This is a genomic window from Azospirillum sp. 11R-A (assembly GCF_049472615.1).
Taxonomy (GTDB): Bacteria; Pseudomonadota; Alphaproteobacteria; order Azospirillales; family Azospirillaceae; genus Azospirillum; species Azospirillum palustre.
The window spans coordinates 145,287-168,218 of sequence record NZ_JBCEBL010000014.1 but is presented as its reverse complement, the minus strand read 5'-3'; the positions used below and the strand labels follow the sequence as shown (position 1 = coordinate 168,218).

The following is a 22,932-nucleotide window of genomic DNA, read 5'->3' as shown; positions in this document are numbered from 1 at the left end:
TCCCGCTCCCCTTGGGATCAGGCGGCGTTGCGCAGTTCCTGCTTGCGGCCGACGAAGGCGGCGATGCGGTCCACCGATTCCAGGTTGTCGGCGACCATGTCGTCGTCATCCACGGCAATGCCGAAGCGCTCTTCCAGGAAGGCGACGACGTGCATGATGCCGGTGCTGTCGATGATCCCCGATTCCAACAGGGATTCGCTGTTGTCGAAGCCGGAGTCCTTGCCGAGCAGGAAATTCTCCACGATGAAGGCGCGGATTTCCGGCAGGGCGGGAGCGGTCAGGGTCGTGTCGGTCAGGGTGGCGGTCCGCATGTCTCTGAAAACTCCTGCTGGGTTCGGTCGACTTGGGTTGTCGTAAAGAGGGTTGTCGCAACGGGGGTTCGGTCGGGAAGCCGGTCGGTCTGAACGGGGAGCCGGGTGTTCGGCCGGGACGCTGTTGGGGGTAGATCCGGCTACCCCCTGTCATGTGTCCCGCTGTTTTCCGGCTCCTTGTTCTCGCATCCGCCTGATATGCAATTTTATTGTGATGCTTGCGGTGGTTTGCGAGGGCTCAAAGGATAGGAGTGGATTGAAGTCTGTGGTTAGCCACTCTGTTGTCCCGTAATAGGGCTTGTCGCGGGATGCTTGACGTTCGGCTTGGCGTAGGTATTTACGGTCATACGCCTGCCGACTTGGGCTTTACCATCGAACCTGTCCATTCGGGGATTGCCCCATTGGCCGAATCGCCAGTGTTCGCGGCCTTGCGCTTGCGCAGCCAGGCCGGGATGCCGGTCAGCTGGACGCTGAGCCACTCCACGGTGGCGTCGTCGGACACCGGGAAGGCCTTCAGCCGCAAGGGATCGGTCGAGGCGTCGTTGAAGCCGGGGTCGATGGTGCGGGCGGTGCGGTAGCCGGCACGCCGGATCTCCTCCACCTCGCGGTCGCTGAAATCGCCGTTGGGGAAGGCGAAATGGCGGCAGGACCGGCCCAGCGCCTCCTCCAGCTCGGCACGGCACAGGGCGATCTCGTCGGAGCAGCGGTCGTCGTCGCATTGCAGAAGGATCGGATGGGTGCGGGTGTGGGCGCCGTAATCGGCGACATCGGTCATCCGCGCGATCTCGTCCCAGGTCATCGCCTGCCGGTCGTCGCCATCCTTGTCGGGATCGTTGCCGGCCTCGGCCAGCAGGCGGCGGCGTTCCGGGTCGGACACGCGCTTCAGACGCTCCACCCCGATGCCGTCGGCGGCAGCGGTCTTCCACCAGTAGGGGCGGGCGGTGCCGACGATCTGGCTGCACAGGTAGATGGTCGGGCGCAGGTCGAATTCGCGGAACAAAGGCGCCAGCGCCGTGTTGTTCCGGTGCCCGTCGTCGAAGGTGATGACCAGCGGATAATCCGGTAGCTTGTCCCAGCGGCCGGTCTCAATCGCGGTGGCGACGGCATCGAGCGTGGTGAAGCCGTAATGCTTGGCATACCAGCGCAGATGCTCGCGCAGCACCTCCGGGTCCGGATCGTGATAGACGACGATGGTGACCGCGTTCCGCGCCTTCAGGAACCGCTGCATCGCACCGAATCCCGACCAGCGCACCAGATTGGCAATGGCGTTTTTCATGGTGCCCCTTCCTTCATGTCGATGCTCCCGGTTCGGGCCTGTGCCTGGGCTGGGTCAGCCTGAACCGGGAGAGGCCTGCCGCTTTTCGGGTCAGCCGGTGGTGCTCTTCGAATGGCCTGCCGGTCCGGCGGCCGGAACCGGTCCGGCTGGGACGGCGGGCGACGTGCTCAGGCTGCCGCGCGCGTTGCGGCGGTAGATCTCCAGCAGCCGTTCGCGGAACACGGCGACGTCGAACTGGCGCTCCCACCGCGCGCGGGCCCCGGCGCTGAGGTTGCGGCGCAGAGTGCGGTCGTCGATCACCCGCGCCAGCGTATCGGCCAGCGCCGCCACGTCGCCCGGCGGAACGAGCAGTCCGGTCTCCCCGTCGGCGATGGCGTCGGGGACGCTGCCGACCGGGGTGGCGATGATGGTCAGTCCCTCCGCCATTGCCTCCAGGACGGACATCGGCAGGCCTTCGAACATCGACGGCTGGACCAGCACATGGGCGCCGGCCAGCTCGCGCCGGCAGCCGGCCTGATCCAGCCAGCCGGTGAAGCGCACGCGGTCGGCGATGCCCAGTTCCGTCGCGAGGCTGCGGTAGGTCTCCAGATCGCCGTCCCCGGCGATGGTGACCTGCCAGTTGCGGTCGCGGCAGGTGGGGGACGCCAGCGCGTTCAGCAGGACGTCGATGCCCTTCAGCTTGATCAGCCGGCCGAGGAACAGCAGGCGGACCGGACCAGCAAAGTCCTCTTCCGCATCGTCGCGCACCGGCGGCGATGCCGGACCCGGCACGGCGTTGTGCAGCAGGGTGGTGCGCTGGCGCGCCTCCGGCCCGAAGGCCTCGGCAACCCAGTCGCGCCAGAACTCGCCGAGCACGACGATCTCGCTGGTCATCGCCATCATGCGGCGGATCGCCCAGCGCATCACCGGACCGGCGTCCTTGAACTGCTTGGGGAAGCGCCCGCCATGCAGATGCAGGATCACCGGCACGCCGAAGGTTCGCGCCATGGCGATCAGGATGCCCTTGCGCAGGACACTGCCATATTCGGCCATATGGATGTGGACGAGATCGGCCTTGCCGGCGGCAAAACAGCCGGCAAGCCGCGCGGTCGCCCGCGCGAAATAGAGGGGCATCAGGTGGAATTTGCCGGGGCCGTAGCTGTCGATCACCTCGAACTTCACGTCCGGGCAATTTTGCCGGAAATCGGTCGTGAAGTTGTCGACCACACGGCCCATTCCGCCTTTCTCCTGGGTGCCGCCGGGGGAGACGATATAGATCATGTCCGCTCCTGATCCTTTCCCGGCCCGCCTTTTCCTGCGTTGCGCCCCGGCTTTTACCGTGTGACGTCCGTCTTTCGACGGCTGCGGCGGGCTTGTTATGTTTTCGGCCTCTGGTCCTTGCCGGCCCGACGATCAGGCCGTGACAGGTGCGTCGCGGTGCGGCCGATGGGCTGCCGCCCTTTGGAAAGCGCCGCAGCCGGAGGCCGGGCGGCGTTCACGTGCAAGTTTACGCGATGCAGCATCCGCACGCTGTGGAGCGACCGAACGGGTTGGCCTGCCGGTATGGTTACCCAACCTGTGCATGTGCATCTCCCTTTCGGCTATGCCCGCATTGATTGTTTTCTAACCCGATCATCGATATTTGCGTGACCATGGCCTACCGCCGTTTGGATGCGGTGGCGGCCGATCCGGCCAGCTTGTCCAGGTCCCCGGAAAGCTCGACGGCGCCGCGGTCCAGCTCCTGGTAGATCGCCAGAAGCGACTTGGCGTAGGCGTCGATGACGAACTGTTTCAGGAACAGGCGGCGGCCGTTCTCCGCGAGCCGGCGGTAGAGATCCGAGTCGTGGCCGACCTCAATCACGGCATCGGCCAGGGCGCCGGGGTCGTTCACCGGGATGATCCGGGCGGTTTCGCCGTCGGTCAGCACCTCCGGGATCGATCCCACCGGCGTGGTGATGACCGGCAACTGCGCCGACAGTGCCTCCAGGATCACCATCGGCAGCCCTTCGTGGGTCGAGGGCAGCAACAGCATGTCGTGCGACCGGATGTGCGCATGCGCCTCCTCCCGGCCGATCCAGCCCAGGAAGCGGCATTCCTCCGCCACCCCCAGTTCGGCCGCCATGGCGCGGTAGCCGTCGACATCGCCGCCGCCGCCGATGGTCACCCGGAAGGGCTGGCCGCGCTCCTTCAGCAGCGCACAGGCGCGCAGCAGCGTGCCGATGCCCTTGCGCTCGGACAGGTTGGCGAGCACCAGCAGGGATAGGACGGTGCCCGGCTCCGGCGGTTTCGGCGTACCGAGGTCGGCGCCGACATCCGGCACGGCGTTGTAGAGCACCCGGATCTTGCGGGGATCGGTGCGGACCGACTGGACCAGGAAGTCGCGCCAGTTGTCGCCCAGCACCACCACCCGGCCGCAGCGGTTGAACAGCCACCGGCTGATGCCGCGGGCGAACATGCCGCCCTCGAAGAACTCGACGAAGGAGGCGCCGTGCAGGTGGACGACGGTCGGGCAGGACATCAGCCCCGACACCAGCTGGACCGCCGCCTTGCGCAGGAAGCTCGCACGCTCCGACACGTTGATGTGCACGACGGAAGCCCGGCGGCGGGCAAGGATCCAGCCCAGCCGTGCCAGGGTTACGCCGAGATATAAGGGTGACAGCAGAACGCTACCGGTACCGCGGGTGTCGAGGATGATGGAGCGGGTCGTGCCCGACCTGTCGAACTGGTCGACCACATAGCCCGTCATGCGGCCGATGCCACCGCCGCCGTCGAGTGCGCCCGGCGTCGCGAACACGACGACGGTCCGGGTGGGCGCATCCGGTTGGCCGGTGGGGGTGCGGATGTCGTTGGTGCTGTCCATAGGCGTCGGGGTCCTTTTCGTGCTCAGGCAGCGTCGGACGCGGAGAACAAGGCCTGCCGCAGGCGGCGGCGCAGGCCGACCGGCATCAGCGAATGCATGGTGAAGGTGGCGAGAGCCATCGGTGTCGGCTGGCCGTCGCGCAGAGCCGAATTCAGGATCCGCCAGCGCGTGCCGGCGGTGCGGGCCGCCTGCTCGCCGCCGGTCGCCTGCAACAGCAGGCTGGCATAGGCGCGCGGCGACAGGTGGTCGCGCATCGACTCGGCCCACTCCAGCGCCTGGTTGATGTTGTGGCAGGTCGACAGGGTGACGCGGTTGTTTTCCTCGGTGTAATGGACGGCCATCACGTCGGGGATGTGGACCAGCGCCACCCCATCGATCCGGCCGCAGGTGATCAGCCATTCCCAGTCGTCGAAGCGGGATTTGGGGACCGGGTTGCGCAGCAGCAGCGCCTTGGGCGCCAGCAGCGTGGTGGTCGGGGCGAAGGTCTCGCCCTTGAACAGGCCGCGGCGGACGAACAGGTAGTCGCCGATGGCGTCGGCCGGGGTGGCGAGACGCCGGGGCCAGGCGAAGGTGCCGCGGGCGGTCACCACCTGGCAGCGGCAACTGACGATGGGGAAGCGGATGCCGGCCGGGCGGCCCGCCATCTGCAACTCCACCTTCTCCGGCATCCAATGGTCGTCGTCGTCCAGGAAGGCGATCCAGTCGCCCCGGGCGGCGCGCACGCCGATGTTGCGGGCCTCCGCGGCGCCGTGGTTCGTCTCAAGCTCCATCACGGTCAGCCGCGGATCGGCCAGTGTCGCCAGATGCGAGGCCGTGGCCGGATCCGGCCCGTCGATCACCACGATGACGTCAAGGTCGCGATGGGTCTGGTCGAGAGCGCTGCGCACCGCCCGCATCACCATGTCCGGGCGGTTGCGGGTGGGGATCACGACCGTAACCTGATCGTTGGTCGCCTGTTCGCTGTTTGCCGGGCGGTTGCTGCTTGCCGGCTCGTTCTTCGGGCTCATGGGTCTGCCTTCGGTCGAAGGGAAATGGGAAAGGTCGCAGGGGACGGAGGACTGGAGCGCCCTGCCGCTAGTGCCGGGAGAAGGGGCCGGGATAGGGGCCGGCGTAGGCGGTCCGTCCTGCGTAAGCGGGGGAAGGGACGCCGGCAGCGGTGTTCCGGCGCAGGCGGTGCTCTTCGGCCGCCCGGTCGTTCAGCAGGCGCTGCCAGCGGCTCTGCTGGATCAGCCGGACGACGGCGATGGTGGCGATCACCCAGTTCATCGAATGGCGTTCGGCGAACACGCTTTCGGACACCGACACCGCCAGCAGGGCGCAGCCGACGGCGAAGGCCCAGGCGGCTTCCGGCCGGCTGTTGCCGTAGCGGGCGGCGAAGAAGCCCTGGAACAGCATGCGGCCCAGCACCGCCACCACCAGCGCGACACCGACGAGGCCGAGGTCGAGCGTCAGTTCCAGCCAGCCGCTGTGGGCCGAGGTGATGCCCCAGTCGCGGGTGAAGCTGGAGCCCGGTCCGTTGAAGCCGGACCAGTAGGCGGCGTAGCCGTAGCCTTGCAGCGGCCGTTCGCCGACCGAGTGGACGATGTGTTCCCACAGCACGGTGCGGCCGGTCAGGGTCGGGTCGCGGCCCAGCGCGTAGAGCACGTCGTACCAGAAGGTCGCGCCGGCGGTGACCATGATCACCAGCAGGGCCAGCAGCAGCGCCATGGTGGGCGCGAAGTTGCGGATGCTGCCGCGCAGCATGGTGGTCGACAGCAGGGCCACCGACACCAGGACCGAGGTGACGAGGCCGGTGCCGGACCGGCTCATCACGATCAGCAGCATCGCCAGCAGGATCAGCGGTCGGGTGACCCAGCGGCCCATCTCCTTCTGCCAGTCCAGCCAGACCAGCGCCAGAACCAGCCAGACCATCATGCGGCCGGTCACGTTCTTCTGGAAGAACACGCCCTTCCAGGCGCCGACATGCTGCGCGCTGTCCAGACCGATGGCCGGCATCGCGAAGATCATGAAGAAGGAGACGAACATCAGGAACGACAGCCCGACCACCAGCAGCCGCATGATCTCCGGGAAGCGGAAGCGCAAAGCGAGCCAGATGCCGAACACCGTCGTGAACATGAAGGCGATCGACCGGCGCAGCGTGATGTCCGGGAACAGCGACCACAGCGCGGTCAGGAAGGCGAAGGCGACCATCGCCGTCAGCGCCGGGCTGGCGAAGGGGATCTGGAAGGCGATGGCCGGCCGCAATGCGATGGCGGCGAGCACCAGAACATAAAGACCACCATAAAGGACGGTGACGCCGGCCGATTCCAGATCGCCCGCCAGTGGGTCGCCGCCGGTCAGCATCAGCGGAAGCACCGAGCCTCCGAAGGCGATGATGCCGATGACGGCGATGCTTTTTTCCAGAAAATCCAGGATTTTCATCGGCTTTCCCTTAGGCTGCCGTACCGTGTTCGGCTGTGCAGCACTGAAGATGCGGATGACACCCCTCATCTCGTAGCCGGGCGGTGGCATTAGACCGAAGGAGGCCGGGCCCGAAAGAGGTAGCCGCTTTCGCGTCACCCCCTCCCTTTGCCGCCCGAAAAAGGGAATGCGCCCTGAGGATTCCAACAAAAAGACCCCCGCGCGGGTGGCGCGGGGGTCCGGCTGGCATCCGGTTCGGGGAGGGGCCGGTTACGACCCGTCGCCCTTCAGCACCATCACGGCGGTCTTGCAGAGGATGAAGAAGTCGAACAGCAGGCCGCAGTTGCGGACATAGAAGACGTCCATCGCGACACGCTCCTGGAAGGTGGTGCGGTGGCGCCCCGACACCTGCCAGTAACCGGTCAGGCCCGGACGGACGGTGCCGATCACCGCGGCGGAGTCACCCACCTCCGGCAGTTCCTTCGGCATGTAGGCGCGCGGGCCGATCAGGCTCATGTCGCCCATCAGGATGTTCCACAGCTGCGGCAGCTCGTCGAGCGAGGTCTTGCGCAGGAAGCGGCCGAGCGGGGTGATGCGCGGGTCGACCGTCAGCTTGTGGTAGGTCATGTACTCTTCGCGGGCGACCGGGTCGTTCGCCAGCAGATGCTGCAGCTGCTCTTCCGCATCGACATGCATGGAGCGGAACTTCAGCAGGTCGAAGGTCTGCTTGCCACCGGCCCAGCGCTTCTGGCGGAACATCACCGGGCCGGGGCTGTCCAGCCGGATGGCGACGGCGAGGCCCAGCATCAGCGGCGCCACCAGGACCAGCAGGATCGCCGACAGGACGATGTCCATGGCGCGGCGGATGCGCAGGTAGCCCGTCGGCGGACGGACGCTGACGCGCAGGGCCAGCGAGCCGTGCAGGTTGTGGTAGGTCGCATCGACGGCGCTGACATTGCCTTCGCCCAGCACGCAGTAGACCTGGCGGAAGGGCAGGGTGCGGACCAGACCGGTCAGGTCGCTGCCGTGACGGCCCATGTCGGCGACGATGGCGGCGCTGGCTTGGCCGGCGACGGCGGGCGACTTGGCCAGCAGTTCGACCGGACCCATCACCGGCAGGCCGGCGACGCGGGTCTGCCACAGGCTGTCGTCGTCATCGACGAAGCCGACCGGCCGCATGCCGAGCCAGGGCAGGCGTTGCAGCTTCTCGGCGATGGCGGCACCCTGCGGGCCGGCGCCGACGATCATCACCGGCGTGCGCCAGTCCAGCGCGCTGGACAGCAGACCCTGGATCAGCAGCAGGTCGGCGACGTAGGTGACCGCGAAGCCCAGCAGCGCGATCGACAGAGCTTCCACGAAGAAGGAGCGGAAGCCTTCCATCACGATGAACGGTACCGCCAGCACGGCGCAGCACAGAAAGGCCGCCTGAAAAGTCCGTCTCGTGCGTTCCATGTAGTCGAAGCGTCCGAGCGTATAGATGCCGAACACCGACTTCACCAGGGGCACCAGCATCAGGCCGGTCACCAGCGACCGCTGCCAGGCGGCGGCTTCCATCGGCTCGGTCAGCGCATCGGCGCCGAGGAAATGGTTGAGCGTCCACCCCACCAGGGCGAGGACCAATCCATCCGAGAGTGCAAGCAGCAGCCCGGGGGCGATCGTGGGGATCGTCGCCTTTTTCGTGGAGGTCAGATCGATGACCACTTCTGGGTCCAGTTTGCTCATCGCAGGTCCCGTGGTTGAAGGGAATGCCAGCCACCGCACGGCCATTCGTGCGGATGGTCGCTCGTCATCAGCGTCTCTTGGGATTCGGCCGGTCTTTACTTTGCTGCACCCCCGCATCGGCAGTGGCGCATTTATGTAAAGAACACTCTTTCATGATTTTGCTGGGCCGATCCGCTGTTCGTTGAGGACGAATTAGGATGAGGAAGCTCGGCCAGCAACAGAGCATACGGACGTTGATTTCGCGTCCGCGATACCACCGGTGTTTCGAAGGGTGCGGGGGTCCGAATATTAATGGGGATACTTTCGGATGCCGTCCCCAGCGGGGATAGCGTTTCGGGTTAACGGCAAGGTGGTGTCACACCCCCGGCGGCACCTGCGATCCCCGCAATTTTTGGGTATATGCCGTCAAAACCTCCCTCGACCGGACGGAAAGCGTCGGCGCGAACGGGGGTGATCGCCGAACTTGCGGGGTGGGTCCGCCACCTGGATCGACCGAAGGAAGCCGTCAAGCAATTCCGAGCGGGGGCGTGGCGCGAACGCACCCTTGCCTGTTGCGGGGCGCAAGAGGCAGCGTGCGAACTCGCCGGAAATCATACTCGGAACGTCCAGGATCTCTGGCCGAAGCCGTGCTGACTAGCACCGAAGAGTGTTCCGGTCTCTTCAAGGCCGAATTGACGCTGTCCCGACCTCCGCCAAGATTTGGCGCGTTCTTTTTCCTTATCTGCGCCCGTGCGGCCCGCCCTTCGGAAACGGTCCATGCGACATGGATCCATGCGACAGGGCGGACGCGATGCTCTCCCCAGCAGGCGAGACCGGAAGAAGAAGCGGATTACAGGGGGCGAAGGAAACCGGATGGCTGTCGAAGCTGGTACGATCATCAAACACGGCTGGATGTTCATGGTGGCGAACGTGGTCAACCGCGCTGCGGGACTGCTTCTGCTGCCGCTCTATGCGAAGGTCCTGTCACCGGCGGAGTTCGGCGTCTATGCCCTGATCAGCGTCGTCGGCGACATCGTTGCGGTCATGCTGATGATCGGCATGATCAACGCCTTCACCGTCGTCTATTTCGAACATCCCGACGACCGCAGCCGGTCCCGCGTGGTCAGCACCACGATGATCGGTCTGTGGGCCGCCTCGCTGGCGCTGCTGGCGGTGGCCCTGCCGGCCGGCTGGGGCGCCAGCGACCTGCTGTTCGGCGGCACCGACCAGGGGCCGATCATCGCCTTCGCCTTCGCCGGCATCGCGTTCAGCGCCGTGTTCGAACTGGCGCTCGCCTATTACCGGGTCCACAAGCGGTCGGGCACCTGCCTGCTGATCTCGGTCGGCAAGGCGGTGGGGCTGATCGGCCTCAACCTCAGCTTCCTCCTGGTAATGGATCTGGGCGTGACCGGCATCTTCCTGGCCAATGCCATCACCTTCGTCGGGCTGGGCATCGCGCTGACGGTAGCGATCCTGGCGGCGAACGGCGTCGGCTTCTCCTTCGGCATCCTGAAGCGGGTGACGGTGCTGGGCCTGCCCTTCATGCCGCAGACCATGCTGGACATGGGCAACCAGTTCGCCATGCGCTATCTGGTCAACCTGCTGATGGGCGTCGCGGCGGTGGGCGTGCTGTCCTTCGGGCTGCGGCTCGCCACCATGCTCTACATGTTCCTGACCGCCTCCTTCCTGCAGATCTGGTCGGTCAGCCGGATCGAGGCGCAGGACAGCACCGCCGGGCGCGACCAGTCGGAATTCGTCTTCTACCTGTTCGTCGTTCTGCTGTCGGCGGCGGCGCTCGGCATGGCGCTGACCGCGCCGGAGGTGCTGTGGCTGATCGCGTCTGCCGAGTACGAGACGGTTCTGCCCTGCATGCCGCTGCTGGTGCTGGCCTATGTGGTCCACGGCGTTCGCATGCACGCCGAGGTCGGGCTGGTGAAGACCAAGAAGGTCGGCGTCCTGCCGGCGATCTCGCTGGGCGGTCTGGCGATCGGCACGCTGATCATGGCGGTGACGCTGGGGCCGCTCGGCCTGATGGGCGGCGCCATCGGCGTGCTGGGCCGCGAACTGGTGATGCTGGTCGCCACGGAGGCGATGTGCCGCCGTCTCAGCCCGAGCGAGCCGCCGCTGAGCGCGCTGCGGGTGACGGGCATCCTGGCGCCGGCCGCCATCGCCTATCTGGCCGGCCTCGCCCTGTTCGGGTTCGAGGTGAACCCGACCTTCGCCGCCGCCAAGGTCGGGCTGACCATGCTGTTCGCCGTCGCCGCCCTGTTCGGGCCGAGCTTCGGCAAGGCCGACCGCGCCATGCTGTTCCGCATGACGGCCCGATTTCGTCGCCGGCCCCAGACGGCTTGAGAGGCGGCCTGAGAGTCGGCCCGAGAGCCGCTCTGACGGCCAGCCCGACAGCCGGCGTGACAATGCTTGATCGGAGAGGATGACACCGCGATGCAGGACGCTCCGCACTACACATTTCGGCAGACGGTTGCGGCGGACGCCACCCGTTACGGCGGGGGCTCCGGCCTCGGGGCGGTGCTGAAGCTGCTGGCGGGCAACCGGATGTTCCGGGTGACCTTCACCCTGCGCAGCTGTCAGGCGCTGGACCGGATGGGCGGGCCGTTGGGGAAGCTGTTGCGCAAGCCGCTGCTCGCCGCCTGCCGGCTGCTGCACCGTTGGACCCAGCATTCCGCCGCCATGGATCTTCCCTGGGAAACCCAGGTCGGGCCGGGGCTGCGCATCCTGCACGGCTGGGGACTGGTGGTGAACGCCAGCGCGCGGATCGGCGCCAACGTCACCCTGTTCCACGGCGTGACCCTGGGCCAGAAGGACGATCTGCTGCCCACCGGCCGTGTCACCCACTACCCGGAACTGGGTGACGGCGTCTGGGTCGGACCGCATGCGGTGGTGATCGGCGTCAGCATCGGCGACGAATGCATCGTCGCCGCCTCCTCCGTCGTCACCAAGCCGATGCCGCGCCGCAGCGTGGTCGCCGGCAACCCCGGCAAGGCGGTGGCCGAGGTCACCATCCCCGACATCCCGCATCCGGCGCCGGTCGGCGGCGTGTCGGCCATGATGCCCGGCACCGCCGCCTCGCCGATGCCGGGCTGATCCCGGCGGGTCCATCCCCGGAAACGGAAAAAGGGTCCGGCAGCAATGCTGTCGGACCCTTTTCCTTCAGGTACTTACTTGGTCAGACAAACCGGACAGGTCAGGCGGCGTGCGCCAGGCTGGTGTCGGTCGTGTGCAGGTCGTGATAGGTGTCGAAGGTGACGCCGAACACGTCATGGCTGGCAAGCTGCTGCGTCGTCGCCAGTTCGGCGGTGGTCGCGGTGGGCGTGTCGTTGGCGGCGCTCATCGTGTGGGCCAGCAGGTCGGCCGAGCTGAGCGACGCGGCGGCGGCCTTGGCCGCCGAGGCGTCGACGATCGTGCCGGTGCCGGTGGCGTCGGCGATGGTCGCGGCGGTGGCGTTGGAGATCTTCAGGCCGAAGGTCTCGTTGCCTTCCGTCACGCTGTCGCTCAGCACCTTGACCGTCACGGTCTTGGTGGTTTCGCCGGCGGCGAAGGTCAGCTTGCCGCTGGTGGCGGTGTAGTCGGAGCCGGCCTTGGCGGTGCCGTCCACCGTGGAGTAATCCACCGTGACCGGGGTGCCGGAGGCGGATGACAGCTTGACCGTGAAGGTGGCGTTGGCGGTGTTGGCGGTGGTGGTCGGGGTATCGAACACCGCACCTTCCATGGCGCCCTTCACGATGGCCGCCTTGGTCGGGTTGATGGTCTTGTAGTCGTCCATCAGGACGCCGCCGACGTCACCCGATTCCGGGGTCCAGGCCCAGAACGTCCAGCTCATCCCCTTGTCGCCGGCCGCGATGTCGCTCTTGCCGTCCAGGTTCCAGTCGCCGTTCAGGTACTTGGCCATGGTCTTGGCCCAGGTCTGCTCGGCAGAGCTGGTGAATTGGCCGCCCCATTCGCCCAGCATGATCGGCGCGGTGTCGTTCTTGTACAGGTACCCCCACATCTTGTCGTACTGGGCCGGCAGGTTGTTGGGGTAGTTCGGGTCGTTCAGCCAGCTGAACTGCCCGACGCTCTGGCCGTAGGCGTGCGGCGAGTAGACCAGCTTGTTGGGGGTGTCGAAGTGGATCGGGCGCGCCTGCGCACCGGCCAGCGTGCTGCTCCATTCGGTGCCTTCGACGAACAGCAGCCAGTCCTTGTTCACCGTCTGGATGGCGTTGCCGATGCGCTCGGCGGCCGAGGCCCAGTCGGTGGCGGCGCTGCCGCCCCAGGTGGCGCTGACGCTCGGCTCATTGTGCAGGTCGGCGCCGATGACGGTCTCGTTGCCGGCATAATGCTGGGCCAGCATCTTCCAGTTGTTGATCACCGTCGATTCCGGGTGCTTGTCGGTGTACCACAGCCCGTGTTCGTTGGTGCCGGCGCCGCCGTCGTTGCGGTGGTGGTCGAGGATCACCTTCATGCCGAGCTTGCCGGCGTAGTCGATGACCTTGTCATAGACCTGCAGGCGGGTCAGGCCGGCCAGATCCGGGTTCTTCGAATAGTCGATGCCGTTCGTCACGGCGGTGCTGTCGAACATCTCGTCCGACATGGTCATGCGGATGGTGTTGAAGCCGACCGACTTCATCTTCTCCAGGTGGCCCTGGTAGCTGTCGGCCCACAGGCCGGCGGGCACGTAGTTGTAGCCCTCGCCGCCGAACCAGTTCACGCCGGTCAGGCGGACGGTGTTGCCGGCCTCGTCGACGATCTGGTTGCCCTGGGTGTGCAGGAAGCCCTGGATGCCGCCGGCGGTCTTGGTGCCGGTCGGCTCGGTCACCGTCACGTCGCTGACCGACAGGCTCGGCTGGGTCGGGGTGGTGGGGGTGGTCGGGGTGGTGGTGCTGCCGGCGAACCAGGACTTGTCGGCCTTCACCTCCATGGTGCCATTCCACCACATGGCCTGCTGCCCGGCGACGACGTCCTTGCCGTCCAGGGCGCCCTTGTCGATCGACACGATGCTGTCGGTCGGGTTCACGGCGTGGCCGCCGATGGTGATCTTGTTGACGTACAGGTTGCGGTCGACACCGTTGACCACGGCGTCGTTGTCGTACTGGATTTGGACCTTGTGGGCGGCGTCTGCGCTGACATCAGCGTTGAAGGTGAAGTCCTTGGCGGCGGTGCCGGCCGTGCCTTCACCGATCATCTTGCCGTCGACCAGAACCTTGAAGTGGGCGTTCACGCCGCCGGCCGCATTGCCGTAGGCATTCACGACGATCGGCGTGCCGCCGGTGGTCGGGGTCGTCGGCGTGGTCGGCGTCGTGGGGGTGGTCGGAGTGGTCGGGGTCCCGGTGGAGCCGGCGAACATGTCCTTGGACATGTTGAAATCGAGCGAGCCGCTCCAGGACAGCATTTCGCGGCCGGACAGCGTGCCCTGACCTTCAGCGGCGTAGGAGACCGTCGAGCTGTTGGAAGCGATGGTCTTGCCGTTGACTTCGATCGACTTGACGATCAGGTCGCGGTACATGCCGGCCTTGTCGGTCGACAGCCAGTCGTTGTCATAAACGATCTGGACCTTGTGCGCGGCGTCGGGAGCCACCTTGGTGGTGAAGCTGTACCGGCCGGCGCTGGTGGAATTGACCGTCGCCTGGCCGACGGCGACGCCATCGACGAGGAACTTGAAATGCGGCCAGACTCCTCCGGCAGTCACACCCGAGGCATTGACGACGAAGGTCGTATCGACGGGGCTCGTTGCCATTGGAAGTATCCTCTTTTCCGTGAATTTCGCTGAAACCCAATCTGGCCGGAAAAGGTTAACGAGGTATTTCAAATTTTAGCGAAATGCGGCTCTAATGCCACTATCACTTGTGAAAAGAAAGAGACACGAAAAACCCCTTTGTCGATGCATTGCAGCAACAAAGGGGTTCGGCATGTCGGTAAGTCTTTGATTTAGCGCTTTTTCGTAGCGCTCAAACGGGTGTCACTTGGGCTTATGGGCCACCACGAACACCTCGGGACGGAACAGATAGAGCTGGCCAACTCTTCCGAACTTGCGATTAAGGGTTAACGGCAGCCGTCCCAAAAATGCCTCAACCAGCTTCGCATAGCCGAGATAGGCGCGGCTGGCGAAATGCAGGTTCATCCGGCGGCGCACCGCCATCGGCAGGATATAGACGGCTTCGACGCGGCCGAAGCCGGCCTGACGCAGCATGGCTTCCGTCTCGCCCCAGCCATATTCGCGCAGATGCATGCAGATCGGCTCGTTCAGGCCGAACACCTCCGACAGGTCGGCCGGGCCGGCGTATTTGTGCGGCATGCTGAGGATGTACTTGCCGCCCGGCTTCAGGATGGTGCGGACATTCTCCATGTGGGTGAGGACGTCTTCCGGATGCATGTGCTCCACGACATGGGTGGAGATCACGCTGTCATAGCGGTCGGCCGCCTCGAAACTGGAGAGGTGGATGCCGTCGCTGTTCTTCCAGGTGACGTTGGAATCCTGCTCGATCCATGTCGCGCCGCGCTCGCGCGTCACCTCGGTGGCGACGCAGCGGTAGCCGTGGCGGGCGAGGTAGCGCAGAAGCCGGGCCTTGCCCGATCCCACCTCGTAGACGTCCTGCGGCCCGCCCAGCAGGGTCAGGAAATGGCGGAAGTCGAGCTCGTCGTTGCGGGTGTGCGCATCGTCCTCCGCCTCGTTCAGCCACGGACAGCTGGTGTAGAGCGTCGTATAGGCCTGCTCGAACACGTCCCAGCGCTCGTCCGGCTTGCTGTCCAGCAGCTCGCGGGCAAGCCGCCGCTCCAGGTCCCAGTGGCGCTGCACCATCTCGGCCGTCAACGGGTAGGTCGGCGAGAGGTGGAACTTCCGCCGGTAGCGCTCGACGAGCGCATCGTCCGCCGAGCGATCGGCGGGCAGGCGATCCATCGGCAATGTGTCGGCTGTGTTCTGCACGATCGACCTCTCCATCAGATGGGTACAGGACGCATTCAGGGACTCTAAACGGGAGCGGCACCGGACGCGCGCGCGCGAACGAGAAAGTGCGCGGGCCTATCGCAGGGGGTGGACGGCACCAACGGCTTACCCCCGCGGTACGTCCTCCGGGGCGCCGTCAACCCGACCGCGCCTTGCCGGTGCGCGCCTTCTCCCGCAGCGTCTCCACCACCGCCGTGTAGAGCGGCAGGGGCCGGGACTCCTCGTCATAGGGGGAGGGGTGGGCACCCAGATCCGGATGCTCCCGCGCGATGAAATTCAGGTCGGAGCGCAGGTGCCACCAGCACAGTTCCTCCACCCGCGCATTGTCCAGCATGTCGGCCAGATAACGCCGGGCCAGCTGGGCCATCGCCCGGTCCTTCTCCGTCCGCGACCAGGAGCGGGGCAGGCGGGTCTCGTCCACGTCCATCTCCGTCAGATGGACGGACAGGCCCAGCTTGTCGACCGCGCGCAGGAATTTGCGCATGCCGGCGCTGTCATAGGGCTTGCCGCCGATCAGGTGGCTTTGCAGGCCGAGGCCGTGGATCGGCACGCCGCGTTTCACCGCTCCGGTCAGCCAGTCGAGCAGATAGGCGCGCTTGCGCTGCTGCCAGCCCTCGTCGATCTCGATGCCGAACTCGTTCAGCACCAGCTTCGCCTTGGGGAAGGCCTTGTGCACATGGTGGAAGAAGGGATCGAGCCATTCCGGCCCCTTCTCCGCCCCGCCGGCCGCCACCCACCACATGCCGCGGCGGAAGCCGTAGCGGTCCTGTTCCTTCGGGTGGCTCTCCACCGTCTCCCAGAAGAAGACCTCGTTGGCCACGTCGATGCGGTAGAAGACATCGCCGTAGCGCTGCCGCACCGCCTCCACCACGCCGGTGAAGCGCGGCCAGACGTTTTCGGCGCTCAAGCTGCCGTCCGGCGAGAAATAGGCGCTTTCCGAGATGTCCAGCTCCGCCTGCCGGCCGGCGGGAAGCTTCATGTAGGGCGGCATGCCCATATGCTGCCAGATGATCGTGTGCCAGTTCGGCGTGGCGCCAATGCTGCGCGCCAGTTCAACCGCGGCGTCGAAGCGGCGCCAGTCGTAATTGCCCTCGGTGTGCTGGAAGACGCCCCATTTGCCGCCATTCTCCGGGGTGACGACGTCGCATTCGCGTGCCATCAGCCGGTCGAGCATCGGGTCTTCCGGATCGATGAAATGGTCGCGGGCGGCACCGTGGCGGATGCCCAGCGCACGGCAGGCCTCGCGCAGCGTCACCGCCGGCTCCGCCGCCTGCGGCTGGGTGGCGGCGGCTTCCGCCGTCGTCGGACCGCTGGCGCCGCGGCAGCTCGCCAGAACCGCACCGGCGGCGGCGGTCCACAGCAGGTCGCGCCGGCTCGGACGCCAATGGGTCGGGTGCCATTTCGGGAAACCGGGCTTCGGACGTTCGGTCATGCGGAGGGGCTCTCTCTTCCTGTCGCGGGGGCCGGTCGAAGCGGCCAGCGGCCGGTTCCGGTCATGGAGAGGCCCCTCCCTCCGGGCGCCGCAGCGTCCGGAAGGAAAGGGCCTCTGGGTCGAAGGAGCTTCAGGTCATCCCGGCTTCCCGCTTAAGGAGCGGTCCGCAGGGTGGTGTCGCCGTAGTATTTCCGGGTCGCGACATAGCTGTTGTAGGGACCCTGGTAACCGCGCGACGCCGCCTTCTTCAGGTTCACGTCGGTCATCACGGCCACGAACTTGCTGTGGTCGATCGGACCCAGGTCGGCGACCGCCTGCAGGTCGCTGGCCGTGGTGTGGCCCCAGCGGCTGACGAACAGCACCTTGGAGGCGGCACCGCAGACGATGCGGGCATCCGACACGGCCAGTGCCGGGGCGGTGTCGAACACCACCAGGTCGAAGTGCGGCGACAGGCCGGCCATCAGGTGGATCAGGCCGTCGACGTTGAAGCGGTCCAGCGTCTCCGACATCAGGCGGCCGGCGGGGATCATCGCATAGGGCGCGTCCTCGCTGGTGTGGACGATCTCGTCCAGGGTGGCGGTGCCGGAGATCCAGTCCGACAGGCCCTTCTTGGCCGACAGGTTGAACAGGCCGTCGATGCGCGACCGGCGGAAGTCGGTGTCGACCACCACCACGCGGCGGCCGGCCTGGGCCGCGACCTGGGCGACGGCGAGGCTCATCGAGGTCTTGCCGTCCTGCGGGCGGGCCGAGGTGACGGCGATGGAGCCGACCGGACCCAGATCCGACAGGTGGTTGCGGAACAGGGCGCGCATCGATTCGGAGAACAGCGAGAACGGATGGTTCTGGAAGATCTGGTCGAGGCGGCCGCGGGTGCCGCGGGTGGAGTGGTGCGGGACGATGTGGACCGTGCCCACGCCCAGGATGCGGCGGACGGCGTCCGGGGTGCGGATGCGGCGCTGGAACAGCTCGATGCCGAAGACGATGAAGATGGCGACGGCGAGCGAGGCGACGAAGCCGGCCAGCAGCATCAGGATGCGGAACGGACCCGACGGCTCATGCGGAACCTGCGGCGCCGAGACCAGCTTGACGGCAGTCGGGAAGGCGCGGTTGTCCTGCTGGGCCTGCACCTCTTCCAGACGGCCGAGCAGGCTGTCGAGCAGCTGGCGCTTGGCCTGGGCCTCGGCCTCCAGCGTGCGCAGCGGCACGGCTTCCTCGGTCATCGTCTGATAGCCGGATTCCAGCTTGGCGATCATCCCTTTCAGGGCATTTTCCTGCTCGATGGCGACGTTGGCCGCCTCGCGGACGCCACCGATCTCGTGGCGGACCTCCTGCTGCAGCGAGGAGTTCGCTTCGTTCAGGCGGGCCTGGAGTTCCTGGATGCGCGGGTGCTTCGGACCGTACTGGCGCGACAGCTGGGCCAGTTCGGTGGAGATCGAGGCGACGGTGGCGCGCAGCTGGGCGACGACGGGCGAGGCGAGGCTGCCGCCGTTGCCGGCGCTGCGTTCCAGCGTCTGGGCCTGGGCGACGGCGCGGGCACGGGTGGCCGCGGCCTCGGCCAGACGCAGGCGGGCCTGCTCAAGCTCGGTGGTGGCCATCAGGCCGTTGGCGCCGTTCTTGACCAGACCGGCCTTGAAGCGGACGGCGTCGACCTTGGTGTCGGCGGCGGCGACTTCCTTGCGCAGGGTGGCGATGCGGTCTTCCAGCCAGGCGACGGCGCTGGTGGACAGGTCGCGGTCCATCTGCTGGCGGGTTTCCATGTAGCGGCGGACGACGGTGTCCACCACCTTCTGGGCGATCTCGGGGTCGCCGGCGGTGTAGCGGACCTGGATGACACGCGACCGGCCGACGACGCCGACCTCGAGGTTGCGGCGGACGCGGTCGAGCACGCCGTCGATGCTGTCGGCGGCACGGGTCTCGCGCAGGTGGGTGTCCTTGGTCATGTTGTCGCCATGGGCCAGGACAGCCTGGACGACGCCCGGCAGTTCCGGACCGAACACGGCATGGGCCTGCTCGCGCGTCCAGGCGGTGGCGCGCTCGACGAAGGGCTTCGTCTCGTCGGCCTGGACCGGCGGGTTGTATTCCTGGTTCGTCGCCAGCTTCAGGTCGGTGACCGCCTGGGACAGCACGGCGGTCGACTTCAGGATTTCGATCTCGCTGAGGATCGCGCCGTCTTCCGGCGTGATCGAGTTCAGCGCCTGGTCTTCCGCGCGGACGACGCGGACCTGCCGGTTGTCGACCAGCAGAAGGGCTTCGGAGGTGTACTTGTCCTTCATCAGCGAGACGGCGAAGGCCGACAGGGCGGTCAGCGCCAGCACGATGAGGATGATCAGCGTCTTGTGCGCCGCCAGCACCCGCAGGATGAAGCGGAAGTCGGGGCCCATCGCCGGAGCGGGGCCGTCGAACTCACGCGGCACATGGTGGCCGACCTGGGTGGGCCACGCCGGAGCCGGCGGGCCGCCGTGGCCTCCATTGTTGATCTGGGGAAGGTTTTCCACGTCTCAAAGCTCCTTCTGGATAGGCGACCGCCGGATCGGTGACGGAGAGATCCGGGTGGAAGCGGGCGCTGCGGCGCCCGTCCCGCGGGTTCGGAGGGATGCGGCACGGCGAAGGCGAAGGGTGCTCCAGGCGAAGCCGAAGGCACCGATGCAATAGCGGCGGAACAGGCGGCGGGGCTCCTGCGCCAGACGGAAGGCCCATTCCAGGCCGGAGCGCTGGACGGCCTCGGGAGCGCGCTTGAAGCGGCCCGCCAGGAAATCGACGATGGCGCCGCCGTTGACGATCAGCACCGGATGATCCAGCGCGCGCTTCAGCTCCGCGGCGACCTGTTCCTGCTTGGGCATGCCCATGGCGAGAAGGATCACGTCGGGGCGATCGGCCCGCGCCTGGGCGATGTAATGCTCCACCGGGTGGAAGCCGTGCTGAAGGCCGGCGTAGCGGTGCGGCGTCGCCGTCTCCAGCGCCACGCGGGCGCGGTCCAGCCACGGGGTGGCCGTGCCGTAGATCGCGACCTTGCGGGGGCTGAGGGTCTTCAGCAGCAGCGGGATGAAATCGGTGCCGTTCATGTTCAGGCCGGCCGGCATGCCCAGCACCGGCAGAACCGCCTGCAACCCGATCCCGTCGCGCAGCAGCACGTCCGACGCGCCGAAGGCGGCCAGTGCCGCGTCCGACGTCATGCAGACGTTCAGCCCGTGCGCGTTCAGGAAGGACAGCACCGTCGGACGGTCGGCCGCGCCCAGCCGTTCGATCAGGGCCCGGCGCTCGCCGTCGTTCGAAATGCACCGCATGCGCTCGATCAGTTCCAGGACCTCACGAGGATTCGGCATGCGCATCTCCCAAAAAAATTAATCGGAACAAAGCATTGAACGTTTCGCGACCGATCTGGCGGCCGGTCCGGCTTGACCCGGTGCCGGGCATGTCCGCCGGGCGGCGGCGGCTAACCCGTTGGGGTCGGACCACCAAACCTGCGTGGCTCTATGTGGCCGTGCCTCCCCCCTTTTCGCACGGGCGAGATCGGCGAAACGGCGACGGATTCGAATTAGCCCGGGCTTGCTCCCATCGGGGGATTCGGCTTGCCGAATCGACCGGTCAGACCCATAAAGTGAGACCCCGGCCATAAAGAGAGACCCTGGCGCTCTATGGCTGTTGTCTGAGGGCAGAGCCTGACGGCCTTACCGGACCGGCCGCCCGGCCGATATGACCGGCCGAAGCGCTTGCATCACCGGGGCAATTTCAAGAAAAGACGATCATGACCGACGACACTTCCGACAACGCCCGTTCCGGCCGTACCCCCGGCACCGCTGACGAGTTCGACCGCCGCGACGCCCTGCGCGCGGTGGCCGCCGTGGTGCGCGGCGACGGGATCGAGGTGGATGCCGACAGCACCCCGGCGCGCTGGACGGTCGCGGTCAACCATGTCGTCCAGATCCCCGGCACCGACCGCAAACTGAAGCTGCGCTTCAAGGTGGCGCTCGGCCCCCTTCCGGACATCGAGGCCGACCTGTGGGGCCTGCTGACCATCGAGGAGGGGTTCGGCCGGCCGCAGGCCAAGGCGCTGGGCAAGCGGGTCAAGGGCGCCTGCCTGTCCTCGCCCGCCATCGCCAAAGCGAAGGACCGTGTCGACGGCTGGGTCGCGTCGATGGCGCAGCGGGCGGCCGGCTTCGGCGACTCCTGGCGGCCCAAGGGCTTCGCCGACGAGCTGGGCCGCGTCATCGGTTTCGGCGGCCGGATCCCGCGTTTGCAGACGCTGCTCGACGCGATGGAGGAGGCCTTCTCCACCGCCGCCGCCCGTGCCGGCCTGAAGGTCCGGCGGGAGCGGCTGGAAGACGCGTCCGGCATGGGCGTCTATCTCGACAGCTTCGCCACCGCCCGCGCGATGATCCGCAAGCTGCGGCTGTTCGTCGGCCCGACCAACTCGGGCAAGACCCACGCGGCGATGGACCGGCTGGCCGAGGCGGAGAGTGGCTGCTACCTCGCCCCGCTGCGTCTGCTGGCGCTGGAGGGGCAGGAGGCGCTGGAGACGCGCGGCCGGCCGTGCAGCCTCGTCACCGGCGAGGAGCGCGACGTGCGGCCGGGTGCCGGCTTCACCTCCTCCACCATCGAGATGGTGAACACCAGCAAGGTCTGGGGCGCCTGCGTCATCGACGAGATCCAGATGATCGGCGATCCCGACCGCGGCTGGGCCTGGACCCAGGCGGTGGCCGGCGTGGCGGCGCCGGAAATCCTGATGACCGGCTCCGCCGACGCCATCCCCTACGTCAAGCGTCTGGCCGACGCGATGGGCGAGGAGCTGGAGGTCGTCGAATTCACCCGCAAGTCGCCGCTGCGCGTCCAGGAGGAGCGGGTGAAGCTGGAGGAGGTGAAGTCCGGCGACGCGCTGATCGCCTTCTCGCGCAAGGACGTGATGGCGCTGCGCCACGACCTGCTCGGCCGCAACCACAATGTCGCGGTGATCTACGGCGCCCTGTCGCCGGAGGTCCGCCGGGCCGAGGCGCGCCGCTTCCGCGAGGGCACCGCCGACGTGCTGGTGGCGACCGACGCCATCGGCATGGGGCTGAACCTGCCGGTCGCCCGCGTCGTGCTGTCCACCACCCGCAAATATGACGGGCGGGAGGAGCGCGAGCTGACCGCGTCGGAGATCCGCCAGATCGGCGGCCGGGCCGGCCGCTTCGGCCTGCGCGAGGAAGGCCGTGTCGCCGTGCTGGACGGCGAGAGCATCAACCCGGTGCGCCGGGCGCTGACCTCGCCGCCGGTGCCGCCGGAAGATCCGCGCTCGTGGATTTCGCCCAACCTCAGCCACGTCGAGGCCATCGCGCAGGAACTGGACACCGACAGCCTCGCCAAGGTGCTGCGCACCGCCGGGCAGGAACTGCTGCGCGCCAACCAGACCTTCCGCATGACCGACCTGGAGCAGCGCATCCAGGCGGCAACCGCGGTGGACCGCGCCAAGCTGCCGCTGGCCCAGCGCGACATGCTGGCCCGCTGCCCCATCGACACCCGCGACCAGAACAACCTGCGCCTTCTGGGCGGCTGGGCGGTCAACCAGGGCAGGGGCATCCCCAACGCCGCCCCCGATGCCGCCGAGCGCTTCCGTCACAGCGTCGGCACCGACGTGGAGCTGGAGAAGGCCGAGCGCGCGGTGAAGGAACTGACCGCCTACGCCTGGCTCGCCTACCGCTTCCCCGACGCCTATCCCGAAATGGATTTGTGCCAGGAGCGCCGGGCGCACCTGAACGCCTTCATCGAGCGGACGCTCGCCGAGCGCTCGCTCGCCCGCGCCTGCCCGGTCTGCGGTGCGCGACTGAAGGCCAACCACCGATTCCGCGTCTGCGACAACTGTTACAGCAGCCGTGTCGAGGAGCACCGCGGCGGCCGGCGCGGTCCGCCGGAGCGGGGCAATGGCGAGAAACCGGCGCATCAGCACCATTTCCACCATCCGGTGGCGAAGGAGGGCGCCCCGGCCGGTCGTGCTCCCAACCGGGGCGGCCCCCGCACCGGCCGCGGCCCGAAGCGGCGTGGCGCGACACCGTAAAGGCA

Annotated in this window: 15 protein-coding genes; 3 read left to right on the top strand and 12 right to left on the bottom strand. The window is 67.3% G+C overall.

Annotated elements, in window-relative coordinates; translation table 11 throughout:
• Positions 1 to 17 precede the first annotated feature (17 nt).
• The 7 genes from VH569_RS19705 to VH569_RS19675 all read right to left on the bottom strand — a co-directional run bounded on the left by VH569_RS19705 (position 18) and on the right by VH569_RS19675 (position 8,548).
• Complete coding sequence (locus tag VH569_RS19705; RefSeq protein ID WP_098737743.1) at positions 18 to 311, bottom strand: phosphopantetheine-binding protein; 294 nt, start codon at positions 309 to 311, stop codon at positions 18 to 20.
• A gap of 343 nt (positions 312 to 654) precedes the next feature.
• Positions 655 to 1,587, bottom strand: coding sequence for a polysaccharide deacetylase family protein (locus VH569_RS19700; protein WP_423317201.1), 933 nt, complete (start codon positions 1,585 to 1,587; stop codon positions 655 to 657).
• Between the two features lie 90 nt (positions 1,588 to 1,677).
• Positions 1,678 to 2,847 (bottom strand): glycosyltransferase family 4 protein, encoded by a 1,170-nt coding sequence (locus VH569_RS19695; RefSeq protein ID WP_423317199.1) that lies wholly within the window; start codon positions 2,845 to 2,847, stop codon positions 1,678 to 1,680.
• 376 nt (positions 2,848 to 3,223) lie between these two features.
• Positions 3,224 to 4,426, bottom strand: a complete 1,203-nt coding sequence (locus VH569_RS19690; RefSeq protein ID WP_423317197.1) for a glycosyltransferase family 4 protein — start codon at positions 4,424 to 4,426, stop codon at positions 3,224 to 3,226.
• Between the two features lie 23 nt (positions 4,427 to 4,449).
• On the bottom strand, positions 4,450 to 5,433 hold the full coding sequence (locus VH569_RS19685) for a glycosyltransferase family 2 protein (protein WP_423317196.1): 984 nt from the start codon (positions 5,431 to 5,433) through the stop codon (positions 4,450 to 4,452).
• Between the two features lie 67 nt (positions 5,434 to 5,500).
• Positions 5,501 to 6,847 (bottom strand): O-antigen ligase family protein, encoded by a 1,347-nt coding sequence (locus VH569_RS19680; protein ID WP_423317194.1) that lies wholly within the window; start codon positions 6,845 to 6,847, stop codon positions 5,501 to 5,503.
• A 249-nt stretch (positions 6,848 to 7,096) separates the two neighbouring features.
• On the bottom strand, positions 7,097 to 8,548 hold the full coding sequence (locus VH569_RS19675; protein WP_423317192.1) for an exopolysaccharide biosynthesis polyprenyl glycosylphosphotransferase: 1,452 nt from the start codon (positions 8,546 to 8,548) through the stop codon (positions 7,097 to 7,099).
• 852 nt (positions 8,549 to 9,400) lie between these two features.
• On the opposite strand from VH569_RS19675, the gene VH569_RS19670 reads away from it, so the two are divergent.
• Positions 9,401 to 10,879 carry a lipopolysaccharide biosynthesis protein gene (locus VH569_RS19670; protein ID WP_423317190.1) on the top strand — a complete coding sequence of 493 codons (1,479 nt, stop codon included), beginning with the start codon at positions 9,401 to 9,403 and terminating at the stop codon, positions 10,877 to 10,879.
• 90 nt (positions 10,880 to 10,969) lie between these two features.
• A complete protein-coding gene (locus VH569_RS19665) occupies positions 10,970 to 11,629 on the top strand; it encodes a serine acetyltransferase (protein WP_423317188.1) in 660 nt (219 codons plus the stop codon).
• A 100-nt stretch (positions 11,630 to 11,729) separates the two neighbouring features.
• On the opposite strand, the gene VH569_RS19660 is transcribed toward VH569_RS19665, so the two are convergent.
• From VH569_RS19660 to VH569_RS19640, 5 genes are all read right to left on the bottom strand, one after another.
• Positions 11,730 to 14,258 (bottom strand): cellulase family glycosylhydrolase, encoded by a 2,529-nt coding sequence (locus tag VH569_RS19660; protein WP_423317186.1) that lies wholly within the window; start codon positions 14,256 to 14,258, stop codon positions 11,730 to 11,732.
• A gap of 222 nt (positions 14,259 to 14,480) precedes the next feature.
• Complete coding sequence (locus VH569_RS19655) at positions 14,481 to 15,446, bottom strand: class I SAM-dependent methyltransferase (protein ID WP_423317185.1); 966 nt, start codon at positions 15,444 to 15,446, stop codon at positions 14,481 to 14,483.
• Between the two features lie 157 nt (positions 15,447 to 15,603).
• Entirely contained in the window at positions 15,604 to 16,899 is a 1,296-nt protein-coding gene (locus tag VH569_RS19650) for an endo-1,4-beta-xylanase (RefSeq protein ID WP_423317184.1), read from the bottom strand.
• 152 nt (positions 16,900 to 17,051) lie between these two features.
• Positions 17,052 to 19,394 (bottom strand): GumC family protein, encoded by a 2,343-nt coding sequence (locus VH569_RS19645; RefSeq protein ID WP_423317182.1) that lies wholly within the window; start codon positions 19,392 to 19,394, stop codon positions 17,052 to 17,054.
• Positions 19,395 to 19,397: 3 nt separating this feature from the next.
• On the bottom strand, positions 19,398 to 20,222 hold the full coding sequence (locus tag VH569_RS19640) for a WecB/TagA/CpsF family glycosyltransferase (protein ID WP_423317180.1): 825 nt from the start codon (positions 20,220 to 20,222) through the stop codon (positions 19,398 to 19,400).
• A 422-nt stretch (positions 20,223 to 20,644) separates the two neighbouring features.
• Between VH569_RS19640 and VH569_RS19635 the strand changes: the two genes are divergently transcribed.
• Positions 20,645 to 22,927 carry a helicase-related protein gene (locus VH569_RS19635; protein ID WP_423317178.1) on the top strand — a complete coding sequence of 761 codons (2,283 nt, stop codon included), beginning with the start codon at positions 20,645 to 20,647 and terminating at the stop codon, positions 22,925 to 22,927.
• The last annotated feature ends 5 nt before the right edge of the window (positions 22,928 to 22,932 follow it).

Coding starts and splice junctions, on each gene's coding strand:
- VH569_RS19705 (WP_098737743.1), bottom strand. CDS start 311: ATGCGGACCGCCACCCTGACCGACACGACCCTGACCGCTCCCGCCCTG.
- VH569_RS19700 (WP_423317201.1), bottom strand. CDS start 1,587: ATGAAAAACGCCATTGCCAATCTGGTGCGCTGGTCGGGATTCGGTGCG.
- VH569_RS19695 (WP_423317199.1), bottom strand. CDS start 2,847: ATGATCTATATCGTCTCCCCCGGCGGCACCCAGGAGAAAGGCGGAATG.
- VH569_RS19690 (WP_423317197.1), bottom strand. CDS start 4,426: ATGGACAGCACCAACGACATCCGCACCCCCACCGGCCAACCGGATGCG.
- VH569_RS19685 (WP_423317196.1), bottom strand. CDS start 5,433: ATGAGCCCGAAGAACGAGCCGGCAAGCAGCAACCGCCCGGCAAACAGC.
- VH569_RS19680 (WP_423317194.1), bottom strand. CDS start 6,847: ATGAAAATCCTGGATTTTCTGGAAAAAAGCATCGCCGTCATCGGCATC.
- VH569_RS19675 (WP_423317192.1), bottom strand. CDS start 8,548: ATGAGCAAACTGGACCCAGAAGTGGTCATCGATCTGACCTCCACGAAA.
- VH569_RS19670 (WP_423317190.1), top strand. CDS start 9,401: ATGGCTGTCGAAGCTGGTACGATCATCAAACACGGCTGGATGTTCATG.
- VH569_RS19665 (WP_423317188.1), top strand. CDS start 10,970: ATGCAGGACGCTCCGCACTACACATTTCGGCAGACGGTTGCGGCGGAC.
- VH569_RS19660 (WP_423317186.1), bottom strand. CDS start 14,258: ATGGCAACGAGCCCCGTCGATACGACCTTCGTCGTCAATGCCTCGGGT.
- VH569_RS19650 (WP_423317184.1), bottom strand. CDS start 16,899: ATGACCGAACGTCCGAAGCCCGGTTTCCCGAAATGGCACCCGACCCAT.
- VH569_RS19640 (WP_423317180.1), bottom strand. CDS start 20,222: ATGCCGAATCCTCGTGAGGTCCTGGAACTGATCGAGCGCATGCGGTGC.
- VH569_RS19635 (WP_423317178.1), top strand. CDS start 20,645: ATGACCGACGACACTTCCGACAACGCCCGTTCCGGCCGTACCCCCGGC.